The 16206-nt window shown below is 70.2% G+C and carries 18 protein-coding genes; 7 read left to right on the top strand and 11 right to left on the bottom strand.

The window, feature by feature from the left end; all coding sequences use genetic code 11:
• Window positions 1–4 precede the first annotated feature (4 nt).
• The 3 genes from rimM to ffh all read right to left on the bottom strand — a co-directional run bounded on the left by rimM (window position 5) and on the right by ffh (window position 2858).
• Entirely contained in the window at window positions 5–547 is a 543-nt protein-coding gene (gene rimM, locus AC1PZ7_RS08500; RefSeq protein WP_482359039.1) for a ribosome maturation factor RimM, read from the bottom strand.
• A 219-nt stretch (window positions 548–766) separates the two neighbouring features.
• The gene (rpsP, locus tag AC1PZ7_RS08495; RefSeq protein ID WP_482359038.1) at window positions 767–1141 is read right to left on the bottom strand and encodes a 30S ribosomal protein S16; all 375 of its coding nucleotides are present in this window, start codon (window positions 1139–1141) and stop codon (window positions 767–769) included.
• 175 nt (window positions 1142–1316) lie between these two features.
• Window positions 1317–2858 (bottom strand): signal recognition particle protein, encoded by a 1542-nt coding sequence (gene ffh, locus AC1PZ7_RS08490; RefSeq protein WP_482359037.1) that lies wholly within the window; start codon window positions 2856–2858, stop codon window positions 1317–1319.
• A 300-nt stretch (window positions 2859–3158) separates the two neighbouring features.
• Here ffh and AC1PZ7_RS08485 point away from each other — a divergent pair, with 300 nt between their 5' ends.
• Window positions 3159–4673 carry a pyruvate kinase gene (locus AC1PZ7_RS08485; protein WP_482359036.1) on the top strand — a complete coding sequence of 505 codons (1515 nt, stop codon included), beginning with the start codon at window positions 3159–3161 and terminating at the stop codon, window positions 4671–4673.
• Between the two features lie 128 nt (window positions 4674–4801).
• Here the strand turns inward: AC1PZ7_RS08485 and AC1PZ7_RS08480 are convergent, their stop codons facing one another.
• Window positions 4802–5203: a DUF930 domain-containing protein gene (locus tag AC1PZ7_RS08480; RefSeq protein WP_482359035.1), complete on the bottom strand. Its 402-nt coding sequence runs from the start codon at window positions 5201–5203 to the stop codon at window positions 4802–4804.
• Window positions 5204–5338: 135 nt separating this feature from the next.
• Between AC1PZ7_RS08480 and AC1PZ7_RS08475 the strand changes: the two genes are divergently transcribed.
• The 4 genes from AC1PZ7_RS08475 to AC1PZ7_RS08460 are packed head-to-tail and all read left to right on the top strand — an operon-like array spanning window position 5339 to window position 7155.
• Window positions 5339–6073, top strand: a complete 735-nt coding sequence (locus tag AC1PZ7_RS08475; protein WP_482359034.1) for a heme ABC transporter permease — start codon at window positions 5339–5341, stop codon at window positions 6071–6073.
• Window positions 6066–6395, top strand: coding sequence for an antibiotic biosynthesis monooxygenase family protein (locus AC1PZ7_RS08470; protein WP_482359033.1), 330 nt, complete (start codon window positions 6066–6068; stop codon window positions 6393–6395). Before AC1PZ7_RS08475 ends, AC1PZ7_RS08470 begins: the two co-directional genes overlap by 8 nt.
• On the top strand, window positions 6395–6568 hold the full coding sequence (gene ccmD / locus AC1PZ7_RS08465) for a heme exporter protein CcmD (protein WP_482359032.1): 174 nt from the start codon (window positions 6395–6397) through the stop codon (window positions 6566–6568). The genes AC1PZ7_RS08470 and ccmD overlap by 1 nt, the downstream gene beginning before the upstream one ends.
• A complete protein-coding gene (locus AC1PZ7_RS08460) occupies window positions 6565–7155 on the top strand; it encodes a DsbE family thiol:disulfide interchange protein (protein ID WP_482359031.1) in 591 nt (196 codons plus the stop codon). Before ccmD ends, AC1PZ7_RS08460 begins: the two co-directional genes overlap by 4 nt.
• Window positions 7156–7312: 157 nt before the next feature.
• On the opposite strand, the gene AC1PZ7_RS08455 is transcribed toward AC1PZ7_RS08460, so the two are convergent.
• The 4 genes from AC1PZ7_RS08455 to AC1PZ7_RS08440 are packed head-to-tail and all read right to left on the bottom strand — an operon-like array spanning window position 7313 to window position 9922.
• Entirely contained in the window at window positions 7313–7819 is a 507-nt protein-coding gene (locus tag AC1PZ7_RS08455) for a DUF1178 family protein (RefSeq protein ID WP_482359030.1), read from the bottom strand.
• Window positions 7816–8709, bottom strand: a complete 894-nt coding sequence (locus AC1PZ7_RS08450; protein WP_482359601.1) for a carbon-nitrogen hydrolase family protein — start codon at window positions 8707–8709, stop codon at window positions 7816–7818. The genes AC1PZ7_RS08455 and AC1PZ7_RS08450 overlap by 4 nt, the downstream gene beginning before the upstream one ends.
• A 47-nt stretch (window positions 8710–8756) precedes the next feature.
• Window positions 8757–9014 carry a glutaredoxin 3 gene (gene grxC / locus AC1PZ7_RS08445; protein ID WP_482359029.1) on the bottom strand — a complete coding sequence of 86 codons (258 nt, stop codon included), beginning with the start codon at window positions 9012–9014 and terminating at the stop codon, window positions 8757–8759.
• 50 nt (window positions 9015–9064) lie between these two features.
• Window positions 9065–9922 carry a ComF family protein gene (locus AC1PZ7_RS08440; RefSeq protein ID WP_482359028.1) on the bottom strand — a complete coding sequence of 286 codons (858 nt, stop codon included), beginning with the start codon at window positions 9920–9922 and terminating at the stop codon, window positions 9065–9067.
• 96 nt (window positions 9923–10018) lie between these two features.
• Here AC1PZ7_RS08440 and AC1PZ7_RS08435 point away from each other — a divergent pair, with 96 nt between their 5' ends.
• The gene (locus AC1PZ7_RS08435) at window positions 10019–10903 is read left to right on the top strand and encodes a methyltransferase domain-containing protein (protein ID WP_482359027.1); all 885 of its coding nucleotides are present in this window, start codon (window positions 10019–10021) and stop codon (window positions 10901–10903) included.
• Here AC1PZ7_RS08435 and mutT read toward each other — a convergent pair.
• Entirely contained in the window at window positions 10900–11310 is a 411-nt protein-coding gene (gene mutT, locus AC1PZ7_RS08430) for an 8-oxo-dGTP diphosphatase MutT (RefSeq protein ID WP_482359026.1), read from the bottom strand. The genes AC1PZ7_RS08435 and mutT overlap by 4 nt on opposite strands.
• A gap of 19 nt (window positions 11311–11329) precedes the next feature.
• Window positions 11330–12568: a bifunctional glutamate N-acetyltransferase/amino-acid acetyltransferase ArgJ gene (gene argJ, locus AC1PZ7_RS08425; protein ID WP_482359025.1), complete on the bottom strand. Its 1239-nt coding sequence runs from the start codon at window positions 12566–12568 to the stop codon at window positions 11330–11332.
• A 1025-nt stretch (window positions 12569–13593) separates the two neighbouring features.
• Here argJ and AC1PZ7_RS08420 point away from each other — a divergent pair.
• Window positions 13594–14223, top strand: coding sequence for a TetR/AcrR family transcriptional regulator (locus AC1PZ7_RS08420; RefSeq protein ID WP_482359024.1), 630 nt, complete (start codon window positions 13594–13596; stop codon window positions 14221–14223).
• A gap of 688 nt (window positions 14224–14911) precedes the next feature.
• Here the strand turns inward: AC1PZ7_RS08420 and AC1PZ7_RS08415 are convergent.
• Window positions 14912–15895 (bottom strand): peptidylprolyl isomerase, encoded by a 984-nt coding sequence (locus AC1PZ7_RS08415; protein ID WP_482359023.1) that lies wholly within the window; start codon window positions 15893–15895, stop codon window positions 14912–14914.
• Window positions 15896–16206 lie beyond the last annotated feature (311 nt).

Raw genomic sequence — 16206 nt, 5'->3', positions numbered from 1 at the left:
GCTCCTACCCCTGATCCGCTTCGGGGGGCGGGGCTTCCTCGCGCGCCCATTCGCCGGGATCGACGACGAGGCGTCCGGCCTTCACGTCGACGATGGGAACCACGGCCTTGGTGAAGGGCAGCATCAGCGTCTTGCCGCCGCCTTCCGGTGCGACCTCGACGATGTCGCCGGCACCGAAATCATGCACCGCCACCACCTTGCCGAAGGGCGCGCCCTCCGTGTCGACGACGGCAAGCCCGATCAGGTCGGCGTGGTAGAAATCGTCCTCGTCCTCCGGCTCGGGCAGGAGGTCGCGGGCGACATAGAGGCCGACATTGGTCAGCGCCTCGGCCGCCTCGCGCGTGTCGACGCCCTCGATCCGGGCGACGAAATGGTCCTTGGCCGGCCGCATCGTCCTGATGCGGAAGGTCCGGCTGCCGGCCTCGTCGGTGAGCGGCGCGTAGTCCTGCAGCGCCTCCGCCTCGCCCGCGAAGACGAACAGCCGCACCTCGCCGCGCACGCCATGCGGCGCGCCGATACGGGCAAGGAGGATGCGGTCATGAGGCATGCGTTGTCTCACAAGATCAGGAATCGGGGGCGCGCCTGCCGGCGCGAGTCGCCCCTGGATCCCGGATCGGCGGCGCGCTGCGCGCGCCTTGTCCGGGAAACGGAATCCGTTCGCGTGTCCCGGACCAGCGACGCCGAAGGCGGAGCGCCGATCCGGGACCCAGCACGAGACTGCGCCGGAGGCGTCGATCTCCCGGATCGACGCCTCCGGCGCGAGACCTCACTCGGCCGAGGGCGCAGCCGCGGCGGCGGCAGCCGCTTCGGCGGCCTTGGCGGCGGCGGCGGTGCGCTCCTGCGCCTTCTTGCCGGGCACAGCCTTCTCCGGGTTGTTGCGCGCGGCGCGCTTCACCAGCTCGAGGCTGTCGAGGAAGCGGGCGACGCGGTCGGTCGGCTGGGCGCCCTTGGCGAGCCAGGCCTTGGCCTTCTCGACGTCGAGGGTGAAGCGGTCGGCGGCGTCCTTGGGCTTCAGCGGATCGAAGGTGCCGATCTTCTCGATGAAGCGGCCATCGCGCGGCGAGCGCGAGTCGGCGACGACGATGCGGTAATAGGGACGCTTCTTGGCGCCGCCGCGGGCGAGTCGGATCTTCAGGGACATGTCTTTCTTCCTTTGGTGTCGGTTTCGTCGGTTGGTATCTGTCGTCATCCCGGACGATAGAGAGCGCAGCGAACGCAGATCCGGGATCGTTTGCCGCCTTGCGCGGGGAACGATCCCGGATCTGCGCATGACGCGCCGTCCGGGATGACGGCAATCGGGTCACATCATCGGGCGGTCACTTCTTCTTCGTCGGGAAGCCCGGCAGGCCCGGAAGCCCGCCCGGCTTGCCGCCCATGCCGGGCAGCCCCGGAAGATTGCCGGGGAAGTTCGGCGGCAGGTTCGGCATCCCGCCACCCATGCCGCCACCCATCCCGCCGGGCATCTTCTCGGCGAGCTTGGCGATGTCCTCGGGCTTCGGCATGCCGCCGCCGAGGCCGAACATGCTGGCCAGCCCGGCCATCGGGCCGCGCTTGGCGCCCGCCCCGCCCATGGCCTTCATCATGTCGGCCATCTGGCGGTGCATCTTCATCAGCCGGTTGACGTCCTCGACCTTGGTGCCGGAGCCGGCGGCAATCCGCTTCCTGCGAGAAGCGTCGAGCAGCTTGGGATTGCGCCGCTCCTTCTTCGTCATCGAGTCGATGACCGCCTTCTGGCGCTTGAGCACGCCGTCATTCATGCCGGAAGCGGCAAGCTGGTTCTTCATCTTGCCGACGCCGGGCAGCATGCCCATCAGCCCGCCGAGGCCGCCCAGCTTTTCCATCTGGTCGAGCTGCATGCGCAGATCGTCGAGGTCGAACTGGCCCTTGCGCATCCGCTCGGCGGCGGCCATCGCCTTCTCGGCGTCGATGTTCTCGACCGCCTTCTCGACGAGCGAGACCACGTCGCCCATGCCGAGAATGCGCCCGGCGACGCGGCGGGGATCGAAATCCTCCAGCGCGTCCATCTTTTCGCCGGTGCCCAGCAGCTTGATCGGCTTGCCGGTGACGGCGCGCATGGAGAGCGCGGCGCCGCCGCGCCCGTCACCATCGGCGCGGGTCAGCACGATGCCGGTGAGGCCGACGCGCTCGTCGAACGCCTTGGCGGTGTTCACCGCGTCCTGGCCGGTGAGGCTGTCGGCGACGAGGATGACCTCGTGCGGCTTCGTCGCCGCCTTCACCTCGGCCACCTCGGCCATCAGCGCCTCGTCGAGGGTGACGCGGCCGGCGGTGTCGAGCATCACCACGTCGTAGCCGCCGAGGCGGGCGGCTTCCATCGCGCGCCGCGCGATCTGGACGGCGGACTGGCCGGCGACGATGGGGAGCGTCTCCACCCCCACCTGCACGCCGAGCGTGGCGAGCTGCTCCATCGCCGCCGGGCGGCGGGTGTCGAGCGAGGCCATCAGAACCTTGCGGTTCGAGCGCTCGGTGAGGCGTTTGGCGATCTTGGCGGTGGAGGTCGTCTTGCCCGAGCCCTGCAGGCCGACCATCAGGATCGGCACGGGCGGGGCGGCATCGAGATCGATCGGCTTGGCGTCGGAGCCGAGCATGGCGATCAGCTCGTCATTGACGATCTTCACCACCATCTGGCCGGGCGTGACCGACTTGATCACTTCCGCACCGACCGCGCGGGCGCGCACCTTGTCGGTGAACGAGCGCACCACGTCGAGCGCGACGTCGGCCTCGATCAGTGCCCGGCGGACCTCGCGCATGGCCTCGTTGACGTCGGCCTCGGTGAGGGCGCCGCGCCGTTTCAGCCGGTCGAGTATGCCGCCAAGGCGGTCGGTCAGTGAATCGAACATGCGTTCGCTCGGCTCCCTTCTCGCATCGGTAGAGGCGCAAAGCCGATTGGCGCCCGAGGGCGCATCGCGCTGTCGGGCGTTAACCTCCGGGCTCAGGATCCGGGCGGCGGGTCGGCTCGCGGGTCATGCGAGGATGCGCGGTTCGTAAGCGCCACTCGCCGCGAAGTCAAGTTTTGCGGGAATTTCATGCCGGGGAAAGCCGCGCTTCGCGTGTCCCTCACGCGGGATTGACGCGGGTCATGGCGGCGTCACGGCAGCATCCTAGCGTAGGAATGACGGCGGAAAAGCGGATCGGTGGACATGCTCGACAACACATCCGAAGGCCTGCGCGAGGATCTCGACGACGTGGCGCTTCTCGACGCGGTCGTCGCCCTGCGGGACGACGTGGTCGCGGCCTCAGCGCCGCTGATCGAGCGCTTCTGCGGCGAGGCCGGGCGCGAGGGCCTCACCCTCGACCCCGCCCTCGTCAATCTTGCCCATTACCTCGTGCTGCGGCGCCACGATCTGAGGCCGCTGCAGCGCCAGCTCATGCGGCGCGGCCTGTCCTCGCTCGGACGGCTGGAAAGCCGCGTGCTGCCGACGCTCGACGCCGTGCTGGTGGCGCTTGCCGCCCTCGCCGGCCGCCCCGCGCCACACGACGCGCCGGACGAGGCCGCCTTCTTCGCCGGCACGGCGCGGCTCGACGCCGCGAGCGCGGCGATCCTCGGGCCCGAGCCGGCGGGACGCTACACCCGCATCATGGTCACGCTGCCGAGCGAGGCCGCCGCCGACGCCGATTTCGTGCTGGCGCTGGCGCGCAGCGGCATGGACGTCGCCCGCATCAACTGCGCGCATGACGATGCGGCCGCCTGGCGCGCCATGGCGCACAATGTGCGCGCCGCCGGCGAGGCGGTCGGCCGGCGCATCGCCGTGCTGATGGACATTGCCGGGCCGAAGATCCGCACCGAGGCGGTGCTGCCGATGAAGAAGGACAAGCCCGCCGGGCGCCTGAAGACCGGCGACCGGCTGCGCCTGGTGGCGGCGGGCGCCCCCCATGTCGACGACGACGTGCCGTTCTGCGCCGCCGTCTCGCTGCCCGAGATCGTGACCCGGCTCGGCCTGGGCGACCGCGTGCGCTACGACGACGGCAAGGTCGAGGGCGTGGTGGAGAGCGTTGCGGACGGCGAGGCGGTCGTGCGGATCGTCCATGCCCGGGCGGAGGGCACCAAGCTCAAGCCGGAAAAGGGCATCAACCTGCCCGACACCGCGCTCGGCCTCTCGCCGCTCACCGCCAAGGACGATGCCGACCTCGCCACCGTCATCGAATGCGCCGACCTCCTCGGCTATTCCTTCGTCAGCCGGGCGGAGGACCTCGACCTGCTCGAACAGGCGATCGAGCAGCATGGGCGCGGCGCGCGCCCGCTCGGCCTGATGGCCAAGATCGAGCGGCCCGAGGCGGTGAAGAACCTGCCGGACCTCATCGCCCGCGCCGCGCGGCGCGGGCCCTTCAGCGTGATGATCGCGCGCGGCGACCTCGCCGCCGAGATCGGCTTCGAGCGGCTCGCCGAGATGCAGGAGGAGCTGCTGTGGATCTGCGAGGCCGCCGCCGTGCCGGCGATCTGGGCGACGCAGGTGCTGGAGGACCTGGTGCGCGACGGCATCCCCTCGCGCGGCGAGATGACCGACGCCGCCATGGCCGCCCGCGCCGAATGCGTGATGCTCAACAAGGGGCCGGCGGTGGTCGAGGCGGTGGAACTGCTCGACCGGCTGCTCAGCCGCATGGCCGACCATCTCGACAAGAAGACGCCGACGCTGCGCGCCCTGCATTCGTGGTAGCGCAGCCTTGCCCGGCTGAGCCCTCATCCCGGCCGAAACACAGCGGAGAGCCGGGATCGCTCGCCATCCTCGAGTGCCGCCCCCTTGGGCCTTGGCCCCGGCATGACGGTTCCGGGCACGAAGGTCGCCTATGGCGCGACGAGATAGTGCCCCGACCATTCCGAGGTCGGGATCGCCGCGCCGAGCTTGTAGCTGAAGCTCTTCACGTCGAGCCCGTCATGCTCGGTCTCGCAATCATAGGCGAGGTGGTACCAGGTGCGGCCGCTGCGGATGGCGGCTCCCGGGGCCTTGATCTTCGCTCCCTTGATGACCGGGTCGCGATAGGCGTAGGCGACGAGTTCGTCCGGCTTCATGCCCCTGTTGTCGCGGCCGACATCGCCCATGGCGCGGGCGTTGCAGCGTTGCTCGATACGCTCGGAAGGGTCGAGCATCATCATCTGGTCGTCATTGCTGCGCGCACTCGCCGGCAGGGGCACGGCCGCAAGGGCGAGGAAAATGGCGGCCGCGCGGGCGGCGGACACGGTCGGCATGGGCGCTCGAATCCCTTTCGGTCGACGATGGACGGTTTCAATAGCGCAGTTTTGTCCATCCTGTGGCTTCACATCCGCGTTCTGCCGCAGGGCAGGCGTGTTGCCGGGCACGTCGGGGCAGATTAGAACCGCGCCATGGCGCTGATGGACCTAGCCAACCCCACCCGCTTTCTCGCCCTCTCCGGGCGCGTTCTGCCGTGGCTGACGGGCCTCGCGCTGGCGACGCTCGCTTTCGGCTTCTTTCTCGCCTTCAACGCCCCGGCCGACTACCAGCAGGGCGAGACGGTGAAGATCATGTACATCCACGTGCCCTTCGCCTGGCTCGCCATGTTCGGCTATTCGCTGCTGGCGGTGTCGGCGCTCGGCATATTGGTGTGGCGCCACCCGCTCGCCGATGTCGCGCACAAGGCGATGGCCCCGATCGGCGCCGTCTTCGCCTTCCTGTGCCTCGTCACCGGCTCGCTGTGGGGCCGGCCGATGTGGGGCACCTATTGGGTGTGGGACGCACGCCTCACCTCGATGCTGGTGCTGCTGCTGCTCTATCTCGGCCTGCTGGCGCTGCGCTCTGCCATCGAGGATCCAAACCAGGCCGGCCGCGCCGCCGCGGTGCTGAGCCTCGTCGGCTTCGTCAACGTGCCGATCGTGAAGTTCTCGGTCGACTGGTGGAACACGCTGCATCAGCCGGCCTCGGTATTCCGCATGGGCGGATCGACTATCGACCCAAGCATGCTCTGGCCGCTGCTGATCTGCGCGCTGGGCTTCACCCTGCTGATGCTGGCGCTGCACATGGCGGCGATGCGCAACGAGATCCTGCGCCGGCGCCTTCGGGCGCTGGAAGCGCGCGCCGCCGCCGAGGCCGCCTATGCGTGAGGTAAGCCCGGCGATCGTGCTGATCAACGTATTCACGGTTGATCCCGCCAACCAGCAGCGGCTGATCGAGGTCCTGACCGCGGCGACCGAGACCACCGTCAACCGGGCGGACGGCTTCATCTCCGCCACGCTGCACCGGAGCCTCGACGGCACCAAGGTTACGATGTACGCGCAGTGGCGGAGCATGGCCGATTATCAGGCGATGCGGGAGGATCCCGCGCCGCGCCGCTTCTTCGAGGAAGCGCTGTCCATAGCGACCTTCGATCCCGGCATCTACGAGGTCGTGCGCACCTTCGTGCCAGATACCGAGGGCGAAGATTGATGATGTTCGGCGAGCACGGGTTCTTCATCATCGCCTGCTACGGCGTGAGCGCGCTGGTGCTCGGCGCGCTGGCCTTGTGGATCGTGGTCGACGGCCGCATCGTGCGGCGCCGGCTCGACGCGCTCGACGCGCGCGGCGTGCGCCGCCGTTCGGCCGGACGCGAGGAAGCATGAGCCAGCCCCCCTCTCCCGCCAGCGCCAGCCGCCGCCGGCTGCTCGTCCTGCTGCCGCTGATCGCCTTCCTGGCACTGGCGGCGCTGTTCTATGGCCGCCTGTTCTCCGGCGATCCCTCGCGCGTCCCCTCGGCGCTGATCGGCCGGCCCGCCCCGCCGCTGGACCTGCCGCCGCTGGAAGGGCTGGCGCGCGAGGGCCTGCCGGTACCGGGCCTCGCCTCCGCCGGTCTCAAGGGCGGCGTGACGGTGCTCAACGTCTTCGCTTCCTGGTGCGTGCCCTGCCGCGACGAGCATCCTTATCTCGTCGAGCTGTCGAAGATGCCGGGCTTTCGCCTGGTCGGCCTCAACTACAAGGACGACGCCGGCAATGCCCGCCGCTTCCTCGGCCGCTTCGGCAATCCCTATGCGGCGGTCGGCGTCGACGCCAACGGGCGCACCGCCATCGACTGGGGTGTCTATGGCGTGCCGGAGACCTTCGTCATCGGCAAGGACGGGCGCATCGCCTACAAGTTCATCGGCCCGATCGACGCGCAGGGGCTGAAGGACCGCCTGCTGCCGGAGATCGAGAAAGCCATGGCGGCGAACTGAGGGGCTGGACGGGCCGGGCACCTCCCTCTCCCCGACGGGGAGAGGGCTGGGGTGAGGGGTCTTCCCGGCCCCGCAACGCATCACCCCTCACCGACCCGCTTCGCGGGCCACCTCTCCCCGACGGGGAGAGGGAAGCAGGCGGACTATCTCCCGCCGCTCAGTTCCGCTCGTCCGGCAGTACGGGCAGCGGCAGCACCTCGATCTCGTCCTCGATCAGCGCGCGCACCTCGTCGGGGCTCGCCTCGCCATAGATGGCGCGCTGTTCTTCCTCGCCCTCATGCATGCGGCGGGCGCGGGCGGCGAACTCGTCGCCGACATAGTCGGAATTGGCGACGACATGCGCGCGCACCGCCCGCAGCATGGCGCGAAGCTGCTGCTCCTTCTCCGACATCAGCGCCACGGACGGCGCCGCCGGCATCGGTGCGGCGGGCACCGCGACCTCGGACGGGACGGGCTCCTCCGCGGGCGGGGACGCAGCTTCCGACGCGAATTTGCGCGCCCCGCGCCCCAGCGCGGGTGCCATGATCGCCTTGCCGACCTCGGGCGAACCGCAGACCGGGCAGGTGACCAGGCCGCGCCCGCGCTGCGCGTCATAGGCGGCGGAATCGCGGAACCAGCTCTCGAATTCGTGGTCCTTCGCGCAGCACAGGCGGTAGAGGATCATGTCGCGCCACCGGGCACGAGGTGCAGCCCGCCGTGATCGGACGGGGCCACCACCTCGAAGCGGCGGCCATTCGACAGCGAGGGAATGCGCGCGCGCACCGCCGCGACCTTGGCGGGGTCGATCTCGGAGACGATCACGCCGGGCTCGGTGCCGGCCTCGGCGAGGACCGTGCCCCACGGGTCGATGATCACGCTGTGGCCGAAGGTCTTGCGGCCGTTCTCATGCGTGCCGCCCTGCGCCGCCGCCAGCACATAGGCGCCGGTCTCGATCGCCCGGGCCCGCAGCAGGATGTGCCAGTGCGCCTCGCCGGTCGACTGGGTGAAGGCCGCCGGCACCGCGATCATCCCCGCCCCCGCCTCGGCGAGCGCGCGGAACAGCGCGGGAAAGCGCAGGTCGTAGCAGATGGCGAAGCCGAGCCGAATCTGCGGCAGGTCGGCCGCGACCGCGAGTTCGCCGGGCCGGTAGGCGGCGGATTCGCGGTAGACGTCGCCATTCGGCAGGTCGACGTCGAACATGTGGATCTTGTCGTAACGGGCGGCGACGGAGCCATCCGGGGCGATGAGATAGGAGCGGTTGGCGGCGCGGTGCTCGCTCGCCCGCACCGCCAGCGAGCCGATGTGCAGATGCACCTGCAGCTCGGCGGCCAGCGCGCGAAATGCCGCCAGCGCCGGGTCGTCCTCCTCCGCGTGCAGCACGGCGAACAGCGCCTGCCGGTTCTCCTCCATCGTGCCGGTCATCTCCGGCGTCTGGATGTAGCTCGCTCCCTGCGCCGCCGCCTCACGGATCAGCGCGGACGCGGCCGCGATATTCGCCTCGACGCTCTTGGCCGTGCGCATCTGCACCAGCGCGGCGCGAAACGGCGCGCCGAGCGGAGGCGTTTGCGGCGACATGCCGGCGGAGGAGGAATCGGGAACGGCGGTCATGCTTTCGGTCTCGTTCAGCTCGCCAGCAGCGAGTCGAGCTCGCCGGCTTCCTCGAGCGCGTAAAGATCATCGCAGCCGCCGACATGGCGCCCGTCGATGAAGATCTGCGGCACGCTGGTGCGCCCATTGGCCCGGCTGGACATTGTGGAGCGCGCCACCGGGTCGCCCGTCACGTTGATCTCGGAGAAGGCGACGCCCTTGCGCTTCAGTAGATCCTTGGCGGCGAGGCAATAGGGGCAGGTATAGGTGGTGTAAATCTCGATCTGCGACATCGTTCCGATCTCTCCGAACCGACCACCGCCGGACCCCGGCGCCGGGCGACCTATGATATGGGCGCGGCCTGCCCGTCAACAACCCGCGCGAACACCAGCACGTCCACCCGTTCCGCCCCGGCGCGGATGAGCGCCTTCACGCAGGTGTCGAGGGTCGCCCCCGTGGTCAGCACGTCGTCGACCAGCACCAGACGCCGCCCCCGCAGCTCCGCCCGCGCGGCTTCCGGCACGGCGAAGGCGCCGGCGACGTTGCGCGCCCGCGCCGCCCGGTCGAGCCCGACCTGCGGCACCGTCGCCCGCCGCCGCACCAGCCAGCCGGTGCGCACCGGCACGGCCGCCTGCGCGCCGATGAAGCCGGCAAGCGCCGCCGACTGGTTGAAGCGCCGCCGCCACAACCTCAGCCCGTGCAGCGGCACGGGCACCAGCGCCTCGGCATCGGCGAGGATGTCCGCCCCGGCCCGCACCATCATCCGCGCCATCGGGCGGGCGACGTCGAGCCGGTCGGCATATTTCAGCGCGTGGATCAGGTCGCGCGCCACATCGCCGAACGCCGCCACCGCCCGGGCGCGGCCATAGGCCGGCGGATCCGCCAGGGCGGCGCCGGAGAGCGGCGGCCCCGCCTCTTCCCCGGCCTCATAGGGCAGCGGCGTGCCGAGCCGGTCGCAGAACGGGCGCTCGATGAAGCCGATGCGGCTCCAGCAGCCCGCGCACAGGCAGCCCGGCTCGTCCACCGCCGCGCGGCAGGCCATGCAGACCGGCGGCAGCGCGAAATCGACGAGGCTGCGCGCCAGGCGCACCCCGACGCCGCGGGCGCGCAGGGCGAAGGCAGCGCCCGGCGGTCCGCTTTCGCGGGCAGGTTCGAGACGGGCGGGTTCGAAAGACCTCTCCATGACGGGAAAGCCTAGCATGCGCCCCGCGCACCCGCCGCGCTTTTCGCAGCGACCCATGCCGGCCTTTGACCCGGTACGGCGCTCGTCCTATGGCTCTCGCCCGAGGAGCATTCCATGTCCGGACCCGCGAACATCTTCGACCCGCGCACGCTGGCCCAGCGTCGCCGCCGCGCGCGCGCCCTCGGGCCGGAAACCTTCCTTCTCGACCGGGTGGCCGAGGATCTCGCCGACCGGCTCGGCGCGGTGAAGCGCCGCTTCGAGACCGCCGCCGATCTCGGCACGCCGACGCCCGTGCTGCGCGCGGCGCTGGCCGGCTCCGACGCGGTGGGCAGGCTCTACGCTTTCGGGCCTTCCGAGCGGGCGGATGTCGACGCGGTGATCGACCCCGAGATCCTGCCCTTCGCACCGGCCTCGCTCGATCTGGTGGTCTCGGCCCTGGCTCTGCAGACCGTCAACGACCTGCCGGGGGTGCTGGCGCAGATCCGCCGCGCGCTCCGGCCCGACGGGCTGCTGCTGGCCGGCTTCTTCGGCTCGGGAACGCTGGCCGAGCTGCGCGAGGCCTTCGCCATCGCCGAGAGCGACACGCTGGGCGGCATCTCGCCGCGCGTCGCCCCCTTCGCCGATCTGCGCGACCTCGGCGGCCTGCTGCAGCGCGCCGGCCTCGCTTTGCCCGTCACCGATGTCGACCGCGTCGTGGTGCGCTATGGCGACCCGCTGTCGCTTCTCCACGATCTGCGCCGCATGGGCGCGGCGAACCCGCTCGCGGCCCGGCGCCGCGCGCCGCTGCTGCGCAAGACGCTGATGCGGCTGTTCGAGGTCTATGCCGAGCGTTTCTCCGATCCCGACGGGCGCCTGCGCGCCACCTTCGAGATCGCCTGGGTTTCCGGCTGGGCGCCGCATGAGAGCCAGCAGAAGCCGCTGCGCCCCGGCTCGGCGAAGGTCCGGCTGGCCGATGCGCTCAAGGTGCCCGAGGGCAAGCTGCCGGGGGATGGGGCCTAGCGCCCCGGCCCCAGCAGATCGAGCAGCACCGGGATCAGCGGCTCGTCGGCCGGCGGCATGGGGTAGTCGCGCAGGCTGCCCGGCTTCACCCAGGCGAGGCGCTGGCCCTCGCGGCCATGGGCGCTCCCCTCCCAGCGCCGGCAGATCCACAGCGGCATCAGCAGCTGGAAGCTCTCATAGGTGTGGCTGGCGAAGGCGAGCGGGGCGAGGCACGGCTCCTTCACCGTGATGCCCAGCTCCTCGGCAAGCTCGCGGATCAGGCATTCCTCCGGCCGCTCGCCGGGCTCGACCTTGCCGCCGGGAAACTCCCACAGCCCGGCCAGCGCCTTGCCCTCCGGCCGTTCGGTCAGCAGCACCCGCCCGTCGGCATCGACGAGCGCGGCGGCGGCGACGAGAATGAGCTTCATGCCGGCGCCCCCTGCCCGCTCAGGAACGGTAGTCGCCATTGATGGCGACATATTCCTTGGTGAGGTCGCAGGTCATCACCCGGTCGGCGCCGCGCCCGAGGCCGAGATCGACGGTGAGATCGATCACGTCGTTCTTCATGTAGGCCGACACCTCGCCCTCGTCATAGGCGGGATCGCGCGTGCCCTCATGCGCGACGCGGATCGGGCCGAAGGAGATGGAGAGCCGGTCGCGCTCGGCCGGCTCGCCGGCCTTGCCGACCGCCATCACCACGCGGCCCCAATTGGCGTCCTCGCCGGCGACCGCCGTCTTCACCAGCGGCGAATTGGCGATCGACATGGCGATACGCCGGGCGGAACGCTTCGACACCGCGCCGGTGACATGGATGCGCACCAGCTTGCGCGCGCCCTCGCCGTCGCGCGCCACCTGCTCGGCGAGGTCCGCCAGCACGCCGGTAAGCGCCCGGCGGAAGCGCGCGAGGCGCGGATCCTTCGCATCCGTGATGCGCGGCGCACCGGAAGCGCCGGTGGCGAACAGCAGCAGCGTGTCGGAGGTCGAGGTGTCGCCGTCGATGGTCACCGCGTTGAAGCTGTCGACGACGCCCTTGGAGAGCAGCGCCTGCAGCGCCGGCGCCGCGATCGCCGCGTCGGTGAAGACGAAAGACAGCATGGTCGCCATATCCGGCGCGATCATGCCGGCGCCCTTGGCGATGCCGGCGATCGTCACCTCCACGCCGTCGATCTTCACCTTCGCTGTTGCCAGCTTGGGAAAGGTGTCGGTGGTCATGATCGCCTTGGCCGGCTCGATCCACGGCAGCGGCGCGAGACGGGTCGCGGTCTCGTCCAGCACGCCCGCGAACTTGGTGGCGTCCAGCGGCTCGCCGATGACCCCGGTGGAGGCGAGGTAGATCTCGTCCTCGCGGCAGCCCAGCGCCTTGGCGGCGATCTTCGCCGTGAGCGCGGTCGCCTCTCGACCCTTGCCGCCGGTGAAGGCATTGGCATTGCCGGAATTCACCACCAGCGCACGCGCCGTACCCTTCGGCAGGATCGCCCTGCACCATTCGACCGGCGCGGACGGGCATTTGGACCGCGTGAACACGCCCGCCACGCTCGTGCCGGCGTCGAGCGCCAGCAGCAGCACGTCGGTGCGGCCCCGATAGCGAATGCCCGCCTCGGCGGTGGCGAAGCGCACGCCGGCGACGGGGCCGACATCAGGCGTGGTCGTGGGGGCGAGCGGCGAGACGGGAGAAGCGTGGGCCATGGCGGGGACTCTAGGGCGGGAAAGGGCCCGACGGGTGTGCCCGAGATGCGCAACATCCGCAAGACGCTGCTATAATACGGGCAGGTGATTCGCGTCGCAGAACTCTGTCGGCGACGAAGAGCGTGACGCGTGCGCGTGAACTGTATCCGGCTCAGTATCGTCGGCTGTCGGCAGTGCCCAGCGTTGTGATATCCCGGCGCAAAACCCTAATTTCCTTGGACAGCGTTGGCGCGGGCCATTTTGTAGCCGGCTCAGTAATTTGCGCATGGTCGCCGGCCGCGACGCTTCTTTGCCACCGGGCGTCCGTCTTCGACGCCCTCGCTCGCCTCTTTCGTTGGCGGGCGCCAGTACCTCGGGGATAGGCCCCGGCGGGACCCGTAGCCTGAGCGTTGGACGCGAGCGTCCGTAGCCGTGCGCGGGCGCGTCGGTTCCGCGTCGCGCATCCAGCTGCGTGGCCAACCTCGGCTCCTTGTCCCGGCATCCGGAGCCCGAGGCCGGCCATCGACAACAGGCCTCGGTCCCAGGCGCGGCGCTCGACATCCGCCGTCCGCCGTTGGCGGTGCTGGGCATCGACACCGGGGGAGGCAAAGTCGAGCGTCGTGAAAAATCGAGCGTCGCGAAAAATGAGGTGAACGGCCGAAAGGAGCGACCGAACCAAGGGTGCAGGCGAGCGACCAAGGCGGACGGCGCGAGGGGGGCCGGCGGTGTCGTCGCCGGCCGCTGGGGATCGAGCGATCGCGCAGGTGATTCGGCGGATTCGGGAACGACCGCGCGCTTGATCCGGGAACGTCGTCGGCCGGCGCCGGAGCGCTGGCTTGTGACGCGAGGGCCGTAACGCCCGAGTCGGAAGCCATGTAAAGTCATTGATCACAACGGCTTATTAAACGAAACGGAACGTTCCGTTCATCGAAACGTTCCGTTCATCGAAACGTTCCGTTTCGTTCCGGTATTTTTCGCGCTATGATGGTAAGAAGCTGCTGCTTGCACCCCAGGGACCAGCGCAGCCCGCAACATGGTTAATGAACATGGTTAACGGCCGAGGTACGGAAAGGCCAGCCCCCTCCCCGCACATGTTGGCGCGGCGGGTTTCGGCTGGGCCGCGTCGCAGCCGGGCCGCCGCCGACGCCATTCTCGACGCCGCCGAGACCCTGCTCGGCGAGGTCGGCTATGCCGGCTTCACCATCGAGCAGGTCGCCCGCCGCGCCGGTGCCGGCAAGCCGACCATCTATCGCTGGTGGAGTGGCAAGCCGGCGCTCCTCCTCGAAATCTACGCGCGGCAGAAGCCCGACCAGACCGACGCCGACACCGGCTCGCTGGAGGGCGACCTCGTCGCCATGATGCGTCATCTGTTCCGCTTCTGGCGCGAGACGCCCGCCGGCCTGGCCTTCGCGTCCATCATCGTCGAGGCGCAATCCGATGCCTCCGCGCTGCAGGCGCTGCGCGCCTTCCTCACCGAGCGCAGCTACCACCTCGCGCCAGTGTTCGAGCGCGCGGCACGGCGCGGCGAACTGGCGCCCGGCGTCCAGCTCGACGCCGCCCTCGACATCGTCTCCGGCTACATCTGGGCCCGCCTGCTCACCCGCCGCATCGACGACGACGTGCCCGCCATCGCGGCCGCCGCACGGCTGGTCGCGCGCGGCGCGACGCGCCCCTGAGCGCGGCCGTCCGGCATCGGCGACACCCCGGCGAGGCGTCGGCGGATGCAGGATAGCCGCGCGAACGAGATCGGGACGCGCGGAAGCACCTGACCGCACAGCGGCACCGTCACATCACCGCACCGGGACGCACACACGCCCCGCGATCGCAGCGCCCGCCATCGCGGCCGCCGCACGGCTGATCGCGCGCGGCGCGACGCGCCCCTGAGCGCGGCCGTCCGGCATCGGCGACACGCCGGTGAGGCGTCGGCCTCCCCCAAAACCTCCGGGGCTGGCGGTCCATCTCTCCTGGCGGTCCGCATCTCTTAGTTGTCGCGTCGCTCAGTTGTCGCGGCACTTCTCCGTCCACTCCACGGCGTGTCCGCGCCGAACGGACGCCACGGCACATATGACGGCACGGGTTGCCAGCAAGGCGACGCAGGATCACACACCGCGCGGTCGGCCGGGTGGGTGCTGCCGCGACCGGTGATGCCGCTTCGGAGCGGCGGCGGCTCCGCGCACGCAGCCCTTTCGCGCCTTCGCGCGCTCCGGGGACCTGACATGAAAAAGGCCCCGGGCGTTCGATCCGGGGCCTTTCCTTCTCTCTATCTCCGCAGCTCCGCGCGCTGGCGGGCCGACGCTTCAGGGGCACGCCGCACCCGGCAGGAACGCGCCGTACGTCACCCCTCCGGGCGACGCCGGGCCCGCCTCACGGCGCCGGCTTGGCGGGGGCGGCCGGCTGGGTGGTGAGATCGCTCGGCTTCGGCGCGGCGTCGGTCTTTTCGACCTTGGCGGCCTCGCGGGTCTTCTGAACCGTCTCGGCCTGCGCCTTCTGCGCCAGGAACTGCTCGATCTGCGGCTTGACCTCATCGAAGGTCGGGATCGGCCGCTGACGCTTCTCCTCGAGCTTGATGACGTGCCAGCCGAACTGCGTCTTCACCGGCTGCGACACCTCGCCCGGCTTCAGCGCGAAGGCGGCCTCGGCGAATTCCGGCACCATCTGCTCCTTGGTGAAGAAGCCGAGATCGCCGCCATCCTGCTTGCCGGACGGATCCTCGGTCAGCTCGCCGGCGAGCTTGGCGAAGTCATCACCCTTCTTGAGCCGGGCCTCGACATCCTTGGCCTTCTTCTCGGCGGCGTCAGAGGCGGCCTTGTCGTTGGGATCGGCGCGGAACAGGATGTGGCGGGCGCGCACCTCGTCCTCGGGCTTCTGCTGCGTCATCGCCTCGTCATAGGTCTTCTTCATCGCCTCGTCGGTCAGGGCGGCCTTGGTCGCCTTTTCCAGCGCGGCCTGCATCAGCAGGCGCTTGCGGATGAACGCCAGCTCGCGCTTGAACTCGGCCGTCTCGTCGAGCTTGGCGGCTTCGGCGGCCTGTGACATGGCGGTGAGGTCGATCAGGAAGCCCAGAACATATTCGTCGCGCGCCGGGCCCTGGATCTGCTGCGGCAGGTTCGGCGCCAGCTCGATGGCGGCCGCGGCCACGTCGCTGCGGCGGATCGGCGTTCCGTTGACGGTCGCGAGCACCGGGTCATCGCCCTGCGCGGTGGCGGCGGCCGGAGCGTCCTGCGCGAGTGCCGGCAGCGCGGGAAGAAGAGCGGTGCCGAGCAAGGCAGCGAGAAGGCCGGCGCGCACGATGCCGGCGGCGGGGCGAAGATACGCCTTGGTCGCGGCGTGCGGGCGAAGACGGGTCATGGAACGTTCCTCAAATTGCGGTTGTCCGCGTTGGCCGCGAAAGCTGGCCTAGTCGGGTTCAGGTTGCAAGCGTGTAAGATTACCAACGCCCGAATAATCGCGGAGGCGGGCGCCGGGCATCGACAACCGGCGTGGCACCTTGCGTGTAAGGCAAAACTGTCGTCCGGCCCGCGATTGACAACCCCCAAACCCGTTCATAAGTGTGGCACGCGGTGCGAGCCCTCCCCGGCGCTCGCGCTTATGTGACGCAAGAACCCTCATGCCGTTCGCGGCGGCCGGGCCCAGAAGACCCATTTCGGCCGCAAATGGCG

The organism is Ancylobacter sp. TW_SC_1 (genome assembly GCF_056836805.1).
The sequence above is the reverse complement of the archived record's forward strand: the minus strand, read 5'-3'. Positions and strand labels throughout refer to the sequence as shown.